Source organism: Anaeromyxobacter dehalogenans 2CP-C (genome assembly GCF_000013385.1).
Lineage (GTDB): Bacteria > Myxococcota > Myxococcia > Myxococcales > Anaeromyxobacteraceae > Anaeromyxobacter > Anaeromyxobacter dehalogenans_B.
Map to the genome: position 1 here is coordinate 4,836,085 of NC_007760.1, position 15,367 is coordinate 4,851,451.

Annotated in this window: 12 protein-coding genes; 5 read left to right on the forward strand and 7 right to left on the reverse strand. The window is 77.7% G+C overall.

The window, feature by feature from the left end; genetic code table 11:
• Positions 1-6 precede the first annotated feature (6 nt).
• Positions 7-660: a hypothetical protein gene (locus ADEH_RS21755; protein WP_041453994.1), complete on the reverse strand. Its 654-nt coding sequence runs from the start codon at positions 658-660 to the stop codon at positions 7-9.
• A gap of 314 nt (positions 661-974) precedes the next feature.
• Between ADEH_RS21755 and ADEH_RS21760 the strand changes: the two genes are divergently transcribed.
• Positions 975-2,840 carry a hypothetical protein gene (locus ADEH_RS21760; RefSeq protein WP_011423258.1) on the forward strand — a complete coding sequence of 622 codons (1,866 nt, stop codon included), beginning with the start codon at positions 975-977 and terminating at the stop codon, positions 2,838-2,840.
• Here the strand turns inward: ADEH_RS21760 and ADEH_RS21765 are convergent.
• The 4 genes from ADEH_RS21765 to ADEH_RS21780 form a co-directional block, all read right to left on the reverse strand.
• Positions 2,834-4,297, reverse strand: coding sequence for a response regulator (locus ADEH_RS21765; protein WP_011423259.1), 1,464 nt, complete (start codon positions 4,295-4,297; stop codon positions 2,834-2,836). The genes ADEH_RS21760 and ADEH_RS21765 overlap by 7 nt on opposite strands.
• Positions 4,298-4,383: 86 nt before the next feature.
• On the reverse strand, positions 4,384-6,663 hold the full coding sequence (purL, locus tag ADEH_RS21770) for a phosphoribosylformylglycinamidine synthase subunit PurL (RefSeq protein WP_011423260.1): 2,280 nt from the start codon (positions 6,661-6,663) through the stop codon (positions 4,384-4,386).
• 142 nt (positions 6,664-6,805) lie between these two features.
• On the reverse strand, positions 6,806-7,609 hold the full coding sequence (locus tag ADEH_RS21775; RefSeq protein WP_011423261.1) for a ribonuclease H-like domain-containing protein: 804 nt from the start codon (positions 7,607-7,609) through the stop codon (positions 6,806-6,808).
• A 54-nt stretch (positions 7,610-7,663) separates the two neighbouring features.
• The gene (locus ADEH_RS21780) at positions 7,664-9,523 is read right to left on the reverse strand and encodes an AAA domain-containing protein (RefSeq protein ID WP_011423262.1); all 1,860 of its coding nucleotides are present in this window, start codon (positions 9,521-9,523) and stop codon (positions 7,664-7,666) included.
• Positions 9,524-9,547: 24 nt separating this feature from the next.
• Between ADEH_RS21780 and ADEH_RS21785 the strand changes: the two genes are divergently transcribed.
• Together ADEH_RS21785 and ADEH_RS21790 are read left to right on the forward strand one after the other, a co-directional pair.
• Entirely contained in the window at positions 9,548-9,907 is a 360-nt protein-coding gene (locus ADEH_RS21785; RefSeq protein ID WP_041453766.1) for an ArsC/Spx/MgsR family protein, read from the forward strand.
• A gap of 109 nt (positions 9,908-10,016) precedes the next feature.
• A complete protein-coding gene (locus ADEH_RS21790) occupies positions 10,017-12,077 on the forward strand; it encodes a hybrid sensor histidine kinase/response regulator (protein WP_011423263.1) in 2,061 nt (686 codons plus the stop codon).
• Between the two features lie 249 nt (positions 12,078-12,326).
• On the opposite strand, the gene ADEH_RS21795 is transcribed toward ADEH_RS21790, so the two are convergent.
• A complete protein-coding gene (locus ADEH_RS21795) occupies positions 12,327-13,160 on the reverse strand; it encodes a phosphatase PAP2 family protein (RefSeq protein ID WP_011423264.1) in 834 nt (277 codons plus the stop codon).
• A 24-nt stretch (positions 13,161-13,184) separates the two neighbouring features.
• Between ADEH_RS21795 and ADEH_RS21800 the strand changes: the two genes are divergently transcribed.
• Positions 13,185-13,499, forward strand: coding sequence for a Smr/MutS family protein (locus tag ADEH_RS21800; RefSeq protein ID WP_041453767.1), 315 nt, complete (start codon positions 13,185-13,187; stop codon positions 13,497-13,499).
• Here ADEH_RS21800 and ADEH_RS21805 read toward each other — a convergent pair.
• Positions 13,487-14,713: an alanyl-tRNA editing protein gene (locus tag ADEH_RS21805; RefSeq protein ID WP_011423266.1), complete on the reverse strand. Its 1,227-nt coding sequence runs from the start codon at positions 14,711-14,713 to the stop codon at positions 13,487-13,489. The two genes, ADEH_RS21800 and ADEH_RS21805, sit on opposite strands and share 13 nt — an antisense overlap.
• A gap of 74 nt (positions 14,714-14,787) precedes the next feature.
• Between ADEH_RS21805 and ADEH_RS21810 the strand changes: the two genes are divergently transcribed.
• The gene (locus tag ADEH_RS21810) at positions 14,788-15,228 is read left to right on the forward strand and encodes an HPF/RaiA family ribosome-associated protein (protein ID WP_232287375.1); all 441 of its coding nucleotides are present in this window, start codon (positions 14,788-14,790) and stop codon (positions 15,226-15,228) included.
• Positions 15,229-15,367 lie beyond the last annotated feature (139 nt).

The following is a 15,367-nucleotide window of genomic DNA, read 5'->3' on the forward strand; positions in this document are numbered from 1 at the left end:
CTCCTCCTAGAAGGCGAATCGCCAGGTGAGCCCGGCCGCGAGCGCCGCGCCGCCGGCCCCGAGGGCCGCCGCGCTCCACCGGCGGCGGCTGCGCCAGTCGGCGCGTGCCCGCGTGTACGCGGCCGGATCGCCGGCGCCGTCGGCCCGGTCCGCCGCGCTCGACGCGGAGACCGCCAGCGCCACCCCGGCGATCACGGACGCCGCCCCCGCGCCGGCCAGGCTCCAGGCCGCGATCCGCCCCGCGCCCGGTCCCGGCTCGGGCGGCAGCGCCCGGAACAGCCCGTCCAGCGCGGTCCGCAGCGGCCTCACCGCGTCCTTGCCCGGCGGCACCTCCACCATGCGCTGCGCGCGCGCCTCCTCGGTGGTGGCGTCGGTCAGCACCAGCAGGAAGCGGCTCCCGTCCGAGCGGCCCTCGGCGCGCGCCACCACCGCGTGCGCGAGCCCGGCCCGCCGCGCGGCGCGCGCGCCCTCCGGCGCGCCGTCGCAGGCGACGCCGTAGTCGAGCCAGCGCCCCGGCCGCGCGCGCGCAGCCTCGCCGACGGCCTCGGCCCGGGCCAGCGCCGGATCGCCGTCCACCACCGGCCGGCACAGCAGCAGGCGCTCTCCGCCCGAGGCGACCGCCGCCGCGATCACCATGCCCATCACGCCCGAAAGCGCCATCGTCACCTCCGCACGATCCATCACGCTGAGTGCGCCCCGCACTATCAGCACAGCTGCGTCGCCCGCTGCAAGCGGCGTGCAGCGTCCCCGACGCGTGTGGATCCGCGTGACCCACCCCGGCTTGGGCGCGCCGCAGGGTCCGCGTCGCGGACCGCCCACCCGAGGCGCGGACTCGACCCGGCGTCCGGGCTGCGGGATCACTCGCGAAAGGTGGATCTGCTCCCTGGTACGACACTCGCAGTGCAACCGCGCCGCTTGAAACCGGATCGTGCGTCCGTACGATCCGTGAACTTCGCCTTCCAGGAGGACGGCCGATGCGCAGCGCAGGGTTCGTGGAGCGGCTCGGGATCATCATCTTCGTCATCGCAGCGGGAGCGGGCTGCTCGGGCGGCGGCGCCGCGCCGCGCGCGTGCCAGGCCGACGACGGCTGCGGCGCGGCGGCGCGCTGCGTGGGCGGCGCCTGCGTCGCGAACGCGCCGCCGGTCGCGGTCATCGCCCCGCCCGCCTCGCCGCAGGCGTTCGCGCTCGTCGAGCTGGACGGCGGCGGGAGCGCCGATCCGGACGCGCCGCGCGACGCGGTCGCCTCGCACGCCTGGACGATCGCGCCCGTGGGCGCGCCCTGCGCGCCGCCCACCGTGGCCGGCACCGGCCCGCTGGCGCGCGTGCGCTTCGCGTGCGCCGGCCGCTACGCGGTCGAGCTGGTGGTGCGCGACCAGCTCGGGCTCGAGAGCGCGCCAGCCCGGCTCGAGCTGGACGTCGCGCCGTACGCCGGCACGCCGCCGGTCACCGCCGGCCCGGACGTCGCGCTCGGGCACCTGTGCCAGGGCGAGCCGCTCCGCTGCGCCCCCGACGGCCCGGTGGCGCTGTCGGCGACGCTGTCGGCAGCCGGCGCGCAGGGATCGGTCCGCTGGCGCTGGACCGTGGAGCCGCCCGCCGGCCGCCCCCTCGGCGCCGACCGCCGCGCGACCTTCACCCCCGGGCCGGAGGACGCCGCGCCGGCGGTGGCCATCGAGACGGACGGCGCCGCCATCTCGGGGGACTGGGTGTTCCGGGTCGAGGCCGCCGACGACGCGGGCGTGCTCGGCGCCGCGGCCACGCGGGTGAGCGTCGGCAACCGCCCCCCGGCCATCGCCGTCACGCCGCCGCCCGAGGCGGCGCACGCGTACGACGCGGCGGGCCCGCGCCTCGTCGCGGACGGGCGGATCCCGATCTCGGTGACCGACCCGGACGGCGATCCGCTCGAGCCGCGCACCGTGACGTGGCACCACGCCGGCGACGGCGACGGGGGCGTCTTCGAGGGCGAGGACCTCGGCGCCGCGCTCACCTTCCGCGTGGCCGTGCCGTACACCTCGCCGGCCGACGCGGCGTACCTCACCGGCGGCGCGGGGCTGGAGCGCACCATCGTGGTGACGGTCGCGGACGCGAACGGCGAGCCGGCGCGGGCCGACCTGCCGGTCACCGTGGGCAACCGCCCGCCCGCGGTGGTGTCGGCGCCGTCCGGCGGGCTCGGGATCCTCCACGCGTTCGACCCCATCGCCCGGCGCTACCGCGCCACGCAGGAGCTGTGGCGCGTGGTGGATCCGGACGGCGACCCCATCTGGCCCACCGGCGGCACCGGCGACGCGGCCTGCGACCGGCTCACGCTCCTGTCCGACGGCGCCGTGATCGTCGAGTGCAGCGGCGCGTACCAGACCCCTTCCGACCTCGCGGCCTTCGTCGGCCTGCACACGATCGCGCCCTCGATCGCCGATCCCTGGACCGCGACCGCGCTGCCCGCGGCGCAGCTCTCGATCGGCAACGGCCTGCCCACCGCCACCAGCTCCACGGTCACGCAGGTCGTCGCCTGCACCCGCCCGCCGGACGACGCGCTCTGCTGCCGCTGGTCGGGGTCGGTGTGCGTGCAGTACCCGCTGGTCATCCCGGCCCGGACCTACGCGGTGGCGCCGAAGGTCTCGGACCCGGACGGCGATCCGGTCCAGGTGGCGTTCTCCGCCGGCGTGACCCCGATGAGCGTGCGGTGCGAGGGCGGAGCGTGCGAGGGCGCGACGGCCGTGGCCCCGGAGGTCGCCACCTGCACCGCCACGCAGGCGACCAGCACGCAGACGTTCTCGGTGACCGACGGCGCGGACTCCCCCACCACGCCAAGCGCGACCTTCAGCTACGTGCGGACCTGTCAGTAACGGGGCGCGCCGCCGGGGTCGGCCCGGCGGCGCTCCACCACCGCGTCGGCGGCCTGGGCGATGCGCTCGACCCCGAGCGCCTTGTCCAGGACCGCGTCGGCGCCGGCGTCCGCGAGCCGCGGCTCCAGCCCTTCCTCGAGCCGGCCGGTGACCGCCACGATGGCGAGGTCCGCCTCGCCGCCCACGGTGCGGATCCGGCGCACCAGCTCGGCGCCGTCCATGCCCGGCATGCGCACGTCGGTGACGAGGAGGTCGAGCGCCAGCACCTCCTCCGCCAGCACGCGGAGCCCCTCGGTCGCGTCCGCCGCGGTGAGCACCTCGAACCCGCGGCCGCCGAGCGCGTCGGCGAGCATCCGGCGGAGCAGCGCGTCGTCGTCCACCACCAGCGCGCGGCGCGGCCGGCCGGAGAGCTGCGCCACCGCCGCGGAGAGGATCGCGTCCGCCTCGGCGTCGAGCGTGAACCGCACCCCCATGCCGCTCGCGCTCGCGAACACCACGCGGGCGGGCGTGGAGAGCTCGACGCCGTTCGGCAGGGCGAGGCGGAGCACGAGCTGCGCGCCCACCTTGGCCGGCCGGGCGGTGCGCACGAACGCGCCGCCCTGCGAGAGGTTCTCGATCCAGTCGGAGGCGAGCTCGCTCGCGGTCGCGTACTCGATGCGCGCCTGCCCGGCGGGATCGGGCGGCGGCAGCGGGACGACCGTGACCGGGGCGCTCACCGCGAAGCGGGCGGTGGCGCGCGTGCCGGCGCCGACCTCGCTCGCGCCGGCCGCCTTGCGGGCGAGCGCATCGCGCAGGGCCGGCGGGGGCTCGTCGAGGCGCAGCGTGTAGCCGGCCGGCGCGCCGGGCCGCGCCTGCGCGGGGCCCCGCACGTCCATCACGGTGGCGCGCGCCTCCACCGGCCGCGCCACCCCGGGGAGCCGGAGCGCGAGGGCGAGCACGTCGCCGGGCGGCGGCGCGATGGGCGCCGCCACGAACAGCGTCCCGGCCTTGGGATCGCACTGCACGCCCTGCCAGCCGGGCCCGCCCACGTCCATGCACAGCACCGGGCGCGCGGCGGCGCTCCGGTGGCGCCCCGCCGGCGCGCCGGCCTCGCCGAAGAAGCGCCCCGAGGCCTCGAGCAGGTCGCCGGGGAGGATGCCCTCGGCGACCACGTCGCACGCGTCCACCTGCGCGCGGAGCCGCTCCCGCTCCGCGTCGGGCGCCTGGGCGGGGGCGAGGAGCCGGCCGCCGGCGCGCGCGGTCCAGAACGCGAGGCGCGCCCGCGCCGCCTCCGGCGCGGCGCCGCCGCGGACGGCGACCGCCACCGCCAGGAACCGGGTGGACGAGGCGAACGCGAGCCCGCAGCGCTCGAGCCCCTCGCCGAGCACGTGCGGCAGGGAGAGGACGAGCCGCTCCGCCGCGAGCAGGCGGTCCCCCTCGGCCCGGACGAAGATGCAGGCGAGCTCGACGGTGTCCATGGGGCGCGTCCAGTCCTTACTCCAGGTGGAGGGCGTGCGCCGCCCACGAGATGGGGGCGCCGGCCGGCGCCCCTCGCAGGCGTGCGCTAGGCCGGCGCGGCCGCCCCGGCGTGCGCCGCGTCCCGGCGGAGGACGGCGGGGATGCCGTCGCGCCACGCGCGCGCCAGCTCCTCGACCGGCACCGAGAGCGCGCCCTGGATCTCCAGCCGGTCGCCGCCCACCGCGCCGAGGCGGATGACCGGCGCGCCGCACTCCTGCGCCAGCTCCACGAACCGGGCGGCGTTCTCCTTCGGCAGCGACACCAGGATGCGGCTCGCGTCCTCGCCGAACAGCACGAAGTCCTTGCGGACCGGGAAGGGGATGCGCACCGCGCAGCCGATCCAGGCCGGCGTCGAGCCGTCCGCGGGGACCTCGTGCATCATGCAGCTCTCGGCGAGCGCCACCGCGAGGCCGCCCTCGGAGCAGTCGTGCGCCGAGGAGAGCAGGCCGGCGCGGACGGCGCGGCGGACCGTCTCCTGCACCGCCTTCTCGCGCGCGAGGTCGAGCGCCGGCGGGCGGCCGGCCTCCTTGCCGTGCTCCGCGGACAGGTACTCGGACCCGCCCACCTCGCCCTGGAGGCTCCCCACCAGCGCGACGACGTCGCCGGCGGCCCGGAACGTGGAGTGGCAGGTGCGCTCCACCGGCTCGACCAGGCCCACCATGCCGACGGTGGGCGTGGGCAGGATGCCCTGGCCCTCGGTCTCGTTGTAGAGCGAGACGTTGCCGGAGACGACCGGGGTGCCGAACGCGCGGCAGGCGTCGCCGATGCCGCGCACGCACTCGGCGAACTGCCACATGATCTCCGGCTTCTCGGGGTTGCCGAAGTTCAGGCAGTCGGTGATGGCGATGGGCTCGCCGCCCACGCAGGCGATGTTGCGGGCGCACTCGGCCACCGCGTGCATGGCGCCGAGGTACGGGTCGAGGAAGCAGAACCGGCCGTTCACGCCCACCGAGAGCGCGATGCCCTTGTGCGCGTGCTTCTCGTGCGAGACCGCGAGCCGCACCACCGCGGCGTCGCCGCCGGGCCGCACCGCGCCGACCAGCCGGACCATGTGGTCGTACTGACGGTAGACCCACTCCTTCGACGCGATGGTGGGCCGGGCGAGCAGCCGGAGCAGCGCCGCGCCGAGGTCGGACGGCTCCGGCAGCGTGGCCGGGTCGAACGCGTGCAGCGCCGGCAGCGCCGGGTGCGGGGTCATGGGGCGGTGGTACTTCGGCGCGCCCTCGGTGAGCGGGTCCACCGGCAGGTCGGCCACCACCTCGCCGCGCCAGTGCGCGCGCCAGCGGCCGCTGGCGGTCACCCGCCCGATCACCGCCACGTCGAGGTCCCACTTCTCGCAGATGCTCCGGACCAGCTCCTCCTTGCCCTCGGCCGCCACGAGCAGCATGCGCTCCTGCGACTCGGAGAGGAGGATCTCGTAGGGCGTCATCCCCTCCTCGCGGAGCGGCACCTTGTCGAGGAACAGGTCGAGCCCGTTCCCGCCGCGCCCGGCCATCTCCACCGACGAGCTGGTGAGGCCGGCGGCGCCCATGTCCTGGATGCCGACCACCGCGTCGGTCTGGAACAGCTCGAGGCACGCCTCGAGCAGCAGCTTCTCCATGAACGGGTCGCCGACCTGCACCGTCGGGCGCTTCTCCTCGGTGGAGGCGTCGAACTCGGCCGAGGCCATGGTGGCGCCGTGGATGCCGTCGCGGCCGGTCTTCGCGCCGACGTACATCACCGGGTTGCCGACGCCGGCGGCGGTGCCGCGGAAGATCTTGTCGGCCGGGAGGATGCCGAGCGTGAACGCGTTCACCAGGCAGTTGCCGTTGTACGAGGGGTGGAACGCCACCTCGCCGCCCACGGTGGGCACGCCCATGCAGTTGCCGTAGCCGCCGATGCCGGCCACCACGCCCTCCAGCAGGTAGGCGGTCCGCGGGTGGCTCGGGTCGCCGAAGCGGAGCGCGTTCAGGGAGGCGATGGGGCGGGCGCCCATGGTGAACACGTCGCGGAGGATGCCGCCCACGCCGGTGGCCGCGCCCTGGTACGGCTCGATGTAGCTCGGGTGGTTGTGGCTCTCCATCTTGAACGCGGCGGCGAGCCCGTCGCCGAGGTCCACCACGCCCGCGTTCTCGCCCGGCCCCTGCAGCACGCGCGGCCCGCTGGTCGGGAACGTCTTCAGGTGGACGCGCGACGACTTGTAGGAGCAGTGCTCGCTCCACATGACCGAGAACACGCCCAGCTCGGTGAGCGTGGGCACGCGCCCGAGGTGCTCGAGGATGCGCTGGTACTCGTCCGGCTTGAGGCCGTGCTGCGCGACGATCTCGGGGGTGATCTGCTCGGTCATGAGGCCGCGGATTCTAGCGGCGGAGGCCCGGGAGATCGAGGCTCGTCGTCCGGCCGGGCTCCGGGCGTGCGGCCGGCCGCGCGCCGCCGGCCCCGGGCGGCCCCACCCGACGGCCGCCCGGGCGCATCACCGCGGGCCGGCCCTACAGCGTCAGGAGCAGCTTCGTCAGGTCGTAGCGGACGTCGCCGCGCTCCGAGACCGGCACCGGCGCGGCCGGGAGCCGCAGGCGCTCAACCAGCCGGTTGTAGCCGAGGCCCATGAGCGTCCGGAGGTTGACCGCGTCGTGCAGGTTGTACTCGGCGAACAGCCGGAGCGCGTCGGCGTCGCCCCGCTCCTGCCAGGCGCGCCAGAGCCGGACCGCGTCCAGGCCGGAGAGGCCGTGGAGGTGCGCCGGGCGGCCGACGCCGGTCTCCTCCTCCAGCCGCTTCAGGCCACCCTCGTGGCCGAGGCGGCGCCAGAGGTGGCAGAGGTCCACGTGCGCGCGCGGCGGGCGCCAGCCGGGGAACGCGCGCCGGAGCACCGGCTCGTCGAACGCGAGGCCGTTGTAGGTGACGAGCACCTTCCAGCCGCGCGCCGCCTCCGGGAACGCGTCGAGATCGCGCCCGTCCAGGAACAGGCGCGGCCCGGACGCGTCCAGCACGCCCACGCAGGTGAGCCGCTCGCCGTCGGTCTCGACGTCGAGGAACGCGGCGTCCCCGGCGAACGCGGGGTAGAGCCGCCACCGCTCGTTGCGCGGGATCATGGCGGCGAGCGCGTCGGCGTCGCCGGCCTCCAGCGCGGCCTCGGCGCGGGCCACCGCGTCGCGCAGCCGCGCGTCGATCCTCGGCGAGAGCGCCACCGCGGGCGCGGCGGGCAGGTCGGCCCAGCGCCGGATGCCGGCGTTCCAGAGCTTCCCCTCGAGGTAGGGGCCGATGCCGGGCGCGAGCCGGAACGTGCTGCGGATCATGCGGAGGCGGAGCTTACGCGCGGAGCCGCCGCGCGCGCAAAGCCGGCCCGGGCGTCACCGCTCCCACGCGCTCCGCCACGCGCCGGCGCGCTCGGCGTGCTCGAGGAAGCTCCGGTAGAACGGGTGGCGCGACACGGTGCTGCCGTCGCCCACCACCACCAGCTTCGCGCGCGCGCGGGTGAGCGCCACGTTCATGCGGCGCACGTCGGCGAGGAAGCCCACCTCGCCCGCCTCGTTGGAGCGCACCAGCGACACCACCACCGCCTCCTTCTCGCGCCCCTGGAAGCCGTCCACCGTGTCCACCTCGAGGCCCGCCTCCAGCTCGTCGGCGAGGAGCTGCCGGAGCCGCTGCACCTGCGCGTCGTACGGCGAGATCACCGCCACGTCCGCGGGGGCGAGCCCGGCCGCGAGCAGGCGCCGGACCTCCGACGCCGCCAGCTCCGCCTCGCCGGCGTTCTGCTTCGAGTCGGAGCCCTCCGGCGTCTCCTCCTCGAAGCCGCGCCCGGAGGTGTCCACCAGCTCGAGCGGCGCGTCGTCGATGGCGCGGCCGGCCGCGGCCGGGTGGGCGCGGAGCGCGCCGCCGTAGAGCGCCTCGGAGGGGAACGCCATGATCCGCGCGTTCATGCGGTGCTGCTCGGCGAGCATCACCCGCGCCCGGTCGCCGTGCGCCTCCACCAGCCGCTCGAACAGCGACACCCCCAGCCCGCCCGCCTGCGCCGCGGCGGAGAGCACCGTGGGCGGCAGCTGCAGGTGGTCGCCGGCCAGCACGGCGCGGTCGGCGCGCAGCAGCGCCAGGTACGCGGCCGGCTCGACCGCCTGGGTGGCCTCGTCCACCACCGCGAGCGCGAAGCGGCGGCCGGCGAGCGCCGGCGCGTCGAGCGAGGTGAGCGTGGCGAGCACCACCTGCGCCCGCTCCAGCACCTCCGCCTCGGCCCGCGCCTCGAGCCGGCGCGCCTCGGCGAGCAGCGCCCGCGCCTCCCGCTCCTGCTCCCGCGACGCGCTGAACCGGCCCGGGCCGCGCTTCTTCCGCCGCTTGCGCGCGTCGCGCCGCAGCGCGAGCGCCTGGTCCACGAGGTCCTGCGCGATCCGCGCCGCCTCGTGCGCCTCCACCCGCGCCTCGAGCGTGTGCTCGAGCAGGCCCGGGAGCACGCGCGCCGGGTGGCCCACCCGCACGCAGGCGAGGCCCGCCGCGGCGAGCCGCTCCACCAGGTTGTCCACCGCCAGGTTGGAGGGCGCGGCCGCGAGCACGGTTTCCCCGCGGGCGGCGGCGCGGCGGATCACCTCCACGAGCACGGTGGTCTTGCCGGTGCCGGGCGGCCCGTGCACGAGCGCGAGGTCCTCGGCGCGGTCGGCGAGCTCGAGCGCGGCCTGCTGCTCCGGGTTGAGCGGCGCGTCCAGCGCGGGGCCGCGGGGCGCGCGGAGGAAGCGGGCCGGCTCGCCCGCGAGCACCGCGTGCCAGCGCTTCCCGGCGCGATCGTCGCGGAGGCGGCGCAGGCCGCCGGAGAGCCGCTCCCACGTGACTGGCGACGGCTCGAGCTCGAGCACCACCCGGCCGTCGGTGACCCAGTCCGGCGGCGGCTCGTCGAACGCCACCGCCACCGTGGTGCGCGTGCGCCGCGCCACCACGCCCTGCGGCGCGTCCGGCGGCGTGTCGCGGCGCTGCGCCACCGACACCAGGCTCCCCGCGCCGATCCGCCCGCCCGGCAGCGGGCGCCCGCCGCGCCCGAACGTCACCAGCGCCCGCCCGGCCAGCGCGCCCTCGTCCTGCGCCTCCACGTCCGCGATGGCCAGCCCGCGCGCCTCGCGCTCGGCGAGCGAGAGGCGCCCCTTCGCCTCGGCGAAGCGGGCCCGCTCCTCGTCGCGCTCGGCGGCGAGCAGCGCGGCGAGGCGGTCGAGGTGGTGCGCGAGGTCCAAGCCTCCCGTATAGTCGGCGGCGCGATGTCCGGCGAGTACGTCCTCTGGTTCGATCCGCGCTGCCCGGCGAGCCGCCGCGCGCTCACGCTGCTGCGCGAGCGCGGGGTGGAGCCGGCGCTGCGGCGGCCGCTGGAGGAGCCCCCGTCCACGGAGGAGGTCTCGGCGCTGCTCCGCGCGCTCGGCCTGCCCGCGCGCGCGGTGGCCCGCCGCGACGAGGACGAGTACCAGGTGCTGCGCCTGTCGGACCGCACGCCGGAGGCCGAGCTGGTCGAGGCGCTCGCCGCCCATCCGCGCATGCTGGAGCGGCCGATCCTGGTGGCCGGCGCGCGCGCGGTGCTGGCCCGGCCGCCCGAGCGCGTGCTGGAGCTGCTCGGCCCGGCCTGAGCGCGCGCCCCCGCATCGCACCCCGCCGTACCCACGGACCCTTACGGGTTCTGCGGGTTCGGGGTATATGGCCACCCAGGTGAGCCGTCCCCGAGAGGTTGCTGCTGCGATGAGTGGGCGAGGCGACGTTCGCGAGCTGATCCGGGGAGGTTGTTCCGTCCCTGCGGATGCGGGCGAGTCTCGCGGGCGCGCGCCGCTCGACGCGGCGGTCGCCGCGCTCGCCGAGCTCGCCATGAACGCCGAGGGGACCGGGCCGTTGCTCCAGGCCGCGTGCGCCATCGCGCGCGACGCGCTGGGCGCGGACGCGACCGCCTTCCTCGAGCCGGAGGAGCCGGCCGGCGACCTGGTGGTGCGCGCCGCGGCGGGGCTCCCGCCCGGCGCCGCGGACGCGCGGGTGGCCGGCGCGCCGCCGGGCACGGGCGCGCGAATCACCGGCGGCCCCGGCGGCGGGCGGCCGCTGCTCGACCTCCCCGGCGTCGAGGCCTCCGCCGAGGTGGCGCTGCCCGGGCGCGAGCGCCCGCTCGGCGTGATCGGCGCCTACGTGCGGCACCCGCGGATCTTCCACGCCGACGAGCTCCGGTTCCTGGAGACGAGCGCCGGCGTGCTCGCGGCGGCCCTGGCGCGCGACCTCGCCGAGGCCGAGGTGCTGGAGCGCGAGCGGCAGATGCGCGCGGTGTTCGACGCCGCGCTCGACGCGATGCTGTGCGTGGACGCGTCGGGGCGGATCCGCGACGCGAACGCGGCCGCGCTCGCGCTGCTCGGCGGCGGGCGGGCCGGCCTGGTCGGGCGCAGCCTGGCGGAGCTCGCCGCGGAGCCGCCGCGCCCGGGCGTCCCGGCGCTCGCCGACGTGCTCCGGGGCGAGCGGGTGAGCGGCGCGGCCGAGGTGGTGCACGCCGGCGGGCTCCGGCGCTCGGTCGAGTTCACCGGCGTCCCGAACATCCAGCCGGGCCGGCACCTCGTCGCGCTGCGCGACGTGAGCGAGCGCAAGCAGCTCCACGCGCGCCTCGCGCTCGCCGACCGGATGGTGTCGGTGGGCACGCTCGCCGCCGGCGTGGCGCACGAGCTGAACAACCCGCTCGCCTACGTGGTCGCGAACCTCTCCTACGTGGACGAGCAGCTCACGGTGCTCGCGCCGCGCCTCGCCACCGCGCGGAGCCCGCGCGAGCCGGACCTCGCGAACGCGCTCCTCGACGCCGTCCACGACGCGCGCGACGGCGCGGAGCGGATGCGGGTCATCGTCCGCGACCTGAAGACGTTCTCGCGGCCGGACGAGGACCGCGCCGGCCCGGTGTCGCTCCCGCCGCTGCTCGACTCCTGCGTGAGCGTGGCCTGGAACGAGATCCGGCACCGGGCCCGGCTGGTCCGCGACGTGGCCGACGTGCCGCCGGTCCAGGGCTGCGAGGCGCGGCTCGGCCAGGTGTTCCTCAACCTGCTCGTGAACGCCGCGCAGGCGATCCCGGACGGCCACGCCGACGAGCACCAGATCCGGGTCTCCGCCCGCGCGCTGACCGGCGACCGGGTGGCGGTGGAGGTGGCCGACAGCGGCTCCGGCATCGCGCCGGAGCACCTGCCCCGCATCTTCGACCCGTTCTTCACCACCAAGCCGCCGGGCGTGGGCACCGGGCTCGGGCTCTCGATCTGCCAGAGCATCGTCTCGGCCATGGGCGGCGAGATCCAGGTGGAGAGCGCGCTCGGCCGCGGCACCGCGTTCCGCGTCATCCTGCCCGCGTCCGGGCCGGACGGCGCCGGCGCGGCGAGGCCGGGCGCCGCGCCGGCCGCGCGGGTGCGGGGGCGGATCCTGGTCGTGGACGACGAGCCGCTGGTGGGGACGGTCATCCAGCGGACGCTGCAGGGCGAGCACGAGGTGACGGTCGCCCCGAGCGCGCGCGCCGCGCTGGCGCGGGTCGCGGCGGGGGAGCGGTTCGACCTCGTCCTCTCGGACCTGCTCATGCCGGAGATGACCGGGATGGAGCTGTACCGCGCGCTGCGCGAGCGCGCGCCGGAGCTGGCCCGCCGCGTCGTCTTCCTCACCGGCGGCGCCTTCACGCCCGCCGCCCGCACCTTCCTCGAGCAGGAGCCGGTGGAGTGCGTGGAGAAGCCGTTCGAGCTGGAGACGATCCGGGCGCTCTTGGCGCGGCGGCTCGGCGCACGCCGGGCCGACGCGTCCTGACGGCTTCTCCGCGCGGCGCAGCCGCGCCCGCGGGGACCTCGCGCGTGCCCGCGCATGCGGGCGCGCGAGGTCAGGGCCCCGCGCAGCCGGGGTGGGGCCCCGACGGCTCTGCCGGCGGGGCGGGGCGGCACGCCCCGTTCGATCCCAAGCCGTTCGAGCTGGAGACGATCCGGGCGCTCTTGGCGCGGCGGCTCGGCGCACGCCGGGCCGACGCGTCCTGACGGCTTCTCCGCGCGGCGCAGCCGCGCCTCACCACACCACGAGCACGCCCATGGGCAGCGGGACGACGCGCGCGCCCGCGGGCGAGGCGCCGCCGCCCGGTGCCGGCCGATCCTCGCGGCCGTGCAGGAGCAGCGGCACCGCCGCGCCCACCCCGCCGCCGACCGCGGCGCCGACCACCACGTCGGTGAGCCAGTGCTTGTCGCCGGCCATGCGCAGGTAGCCGACGCCGGTGGCGAGCGTCATCCCCACCGCCCAGACCCACGGCGCGCTGCCGTACCCGCGCAGCGTCGAGACGGTGCCGGCGGCGGAGGCGATCGAGAACGCCAGCGCCGAGTGGCCCGAGTAGAAGGACAGGTTGTCGTCGGGGTCGCCCTCGCGGCTCCCCGGGGCCCAGTTCCCGTACCGGACGAACGGGCGCTGGCGCCCCACCGCCAGCTTCACCACCTGGTTCACGGCCATCGAGAGCGAGGCCGCCTCGGCCACGTAGAGCAGGTCGCGCCAGCCCTCCCCGCCGTCGCCGGCGACCCGCGCCGCGAGGAGCTGGTGGGCGGTGACGGCGGCCGGCATGAGCGCGAAGGCGAGCACGTCCGAGCCGCGGGCGGCGAGCGTGGCGTCGGAGAGCACCAGCCGGTCGCGCGCCCAGACGTCGAGCGCGTTCGCCTTGCAGAAGCGGCACACGGACGGCGCCAGCTCCGGCTTCAGCACCTCGCCCAGCAGCCAGACGCCCGCGGCCGCGCCGGTCACCGCGAGGTCGGTGCGGTCGTCGCCGCGCAGCGGGTGCGGGCCCGCGGCGCGCGCCGGCGCCGCGAGGAGCGCGGCGGCCAGCAGGGCGGCGAGGGCGGGCGGGGAGGCGCGGCGCATCGCCGGACAGTATCATCCGTCCGCATGGCCCGAGCGCCCGATCCCCCGTCCGACCGCGACGACCCGTTCCCGGAGCCGGTGCCGCTCCCCCTCGACGGCACGCTCGACCTGCACGCGTTCGGGCCCGCCGAGGTGGGCACGCTCGTGCCGGAGTGGATCGGCGCCTGCCGCGAGGCGGGGCTGACCGAGCTGCGCATCGTGCACGGCAAGGGCATCGGGGCGCTGCGGCGCACGGTGGAGGCGCTGCTGGCGCGCGACCCGCGGGTGAAGGGGTTCCGCCCCGCCGGCGAGGACGCGGGCGGCTGGGGCGCGACGCTGGTGACGCTTCACGCACCGTGAGCTGCGGCCGCGAGCGCCTCCTCCAGCGCCGCCGCGTCCGGGCCGCTGCCCTGCGCCAGGTCCGGCGCGCCGCCGCCCTTGCCGCCCAGGCGCGCCGCCGCCTCGCGGACCCGCGCGCCCATGTCGAGGCGCACCGCGCCCGGGGCGCCCGGCCCGGCCTCGCGCGGCCGCGCGAACGCGAGGTGCGCGCGCCCGTCCTCCACCGCGCCCAGGAACGCCGCCCGGCCGCGCGCGGCCAGCCCCGAGGCCACCGCGCGCAGGTAACCGGCCGCGCCCGGCGCGGGCGGCGCCAGCACCGCGCGCACCGCGCCGGCGGGCTGCGCCGTCGCGAGCCGGTCCGCCTCGCCCTCGGCGAGCGCGGCGGCGAGCCGGTCGAGGTCCTTGCGGCGCTGCGCCGACTCGGCGGCGAGCCGCGCGGTCGCAGCCGGCACCTCCGCCGGCGCGCAGCGGAGCGAGGCGGCCGCGGCGGCGAGCCGCCCGCGGGCCTCGGCGAGCGCCCGCACCGCCCGCGCGCCGCACACGAACTCGACGCGCGTGCCGCCGCCCCACCGCTGCGCCCCGAGCACCGCGATCGCGCCCACCGCGCCGGTGCGGCGCGGGTGCGTGCCGCCGCAGGGCGACGCGTCCACCACCTCGCCGCGGGCGGGGTCGCCCACCACCACGATCCGCGCCCCCTTCTCCGGCGCCTTCCGCAGCGGCAGCGCGGCCAGCTCGGCCGGCGCGAAGTCACGCGCGGTCACCGGCAGGTCGCGGAACACGAGGTCGTTCGCGCGCGCCTCGGCGGCGCGCAGCCGCTCCTCGCCCAGGCTGGCCGGCGCCGCGTCGAGGTCGATGGTGCAGGTCTCGGCGCCCAGGTGGAACGAGACGGTGTGCGCGCCGGCGGTGGCCTCGAACGCGGCCGAGAGCAGGTGCTGGCCGTGGTGCTGCTGGAGGTGGTCGCGGCGGCGGACCGCGTCCACCTCGCCCGGCACCGGCGCGCCGGCGTCCGGCGGCGCGCCCTCGAGCGCGTGCAGGACCTCGCCGTCCACCTCCTGCACGTCCACCACCGCGGCGCCGCCGAGCCGCCCGCGGTCCGCCGGCTGGCCGCCGCCCTCCGGGTAGAACGCGGTGCGATCGAGCACGACGGCGGGACGCCCGGCCAGCGTGCGCACGCCCACCACGCGCGCCTCGAAGGTGAGCCGGTCCGGATCGTCGAGGTAGAGCCGCTCGGTCATGGTCGCTCCCGGTGCCCCGCCGGCGCGCCGGCCGCGGGGGCGGGCGAGCATATCCCCGCCGCCCACCGGGCGGCGTGCCCTCCCACTCGGCGCGCCCCATCGTGAAGGGCATGAAGCTCGTCATCCACTCCCATCACCTCACCCTCCCGCCCGACCTGGGCGCGTTCCTCCGCAAGCACGTGACCCGTCCGCTCGCCCGGCTCCAGGACGACTCCGCGTCGGAGCTGTCGGTCCACCTCGGCGACGCGCGGCGGAAGAAGGGCGGCGTGGACCAGGAGTGCCGGCTCTCCTTCCGGATGCCCGGCGCGCGGACGCTGCACGTCGAGAGCGTGCAGGACGACCTGCACACCGCCCTGCTCGACGCCGCCGAGCGGCTGAAGCGGCTGGTGAAGCGCGAGCTGGAGAAGATGCGCTCGCGGAGCGGCCACCCGATGCACCGGCCGCTGGGCCGCAGCTACCGCCTGCGCGCGAGCCGCCGCGGCGTCACGCCGGACGGGGAGCCGGCGGGGTTGTAGTCCGAAGGCCGCTCCCTCGACTCCGCTCCCTCGACTCCGCGCGGCCTGGCGGCCGCGCTACGCTCGGGATGAGCGCGTTCCGCTCACCCTGAGCGTAGGACGGACCGGAGGTCCGTCCGGAGTCGAAGGGTCACCCTGA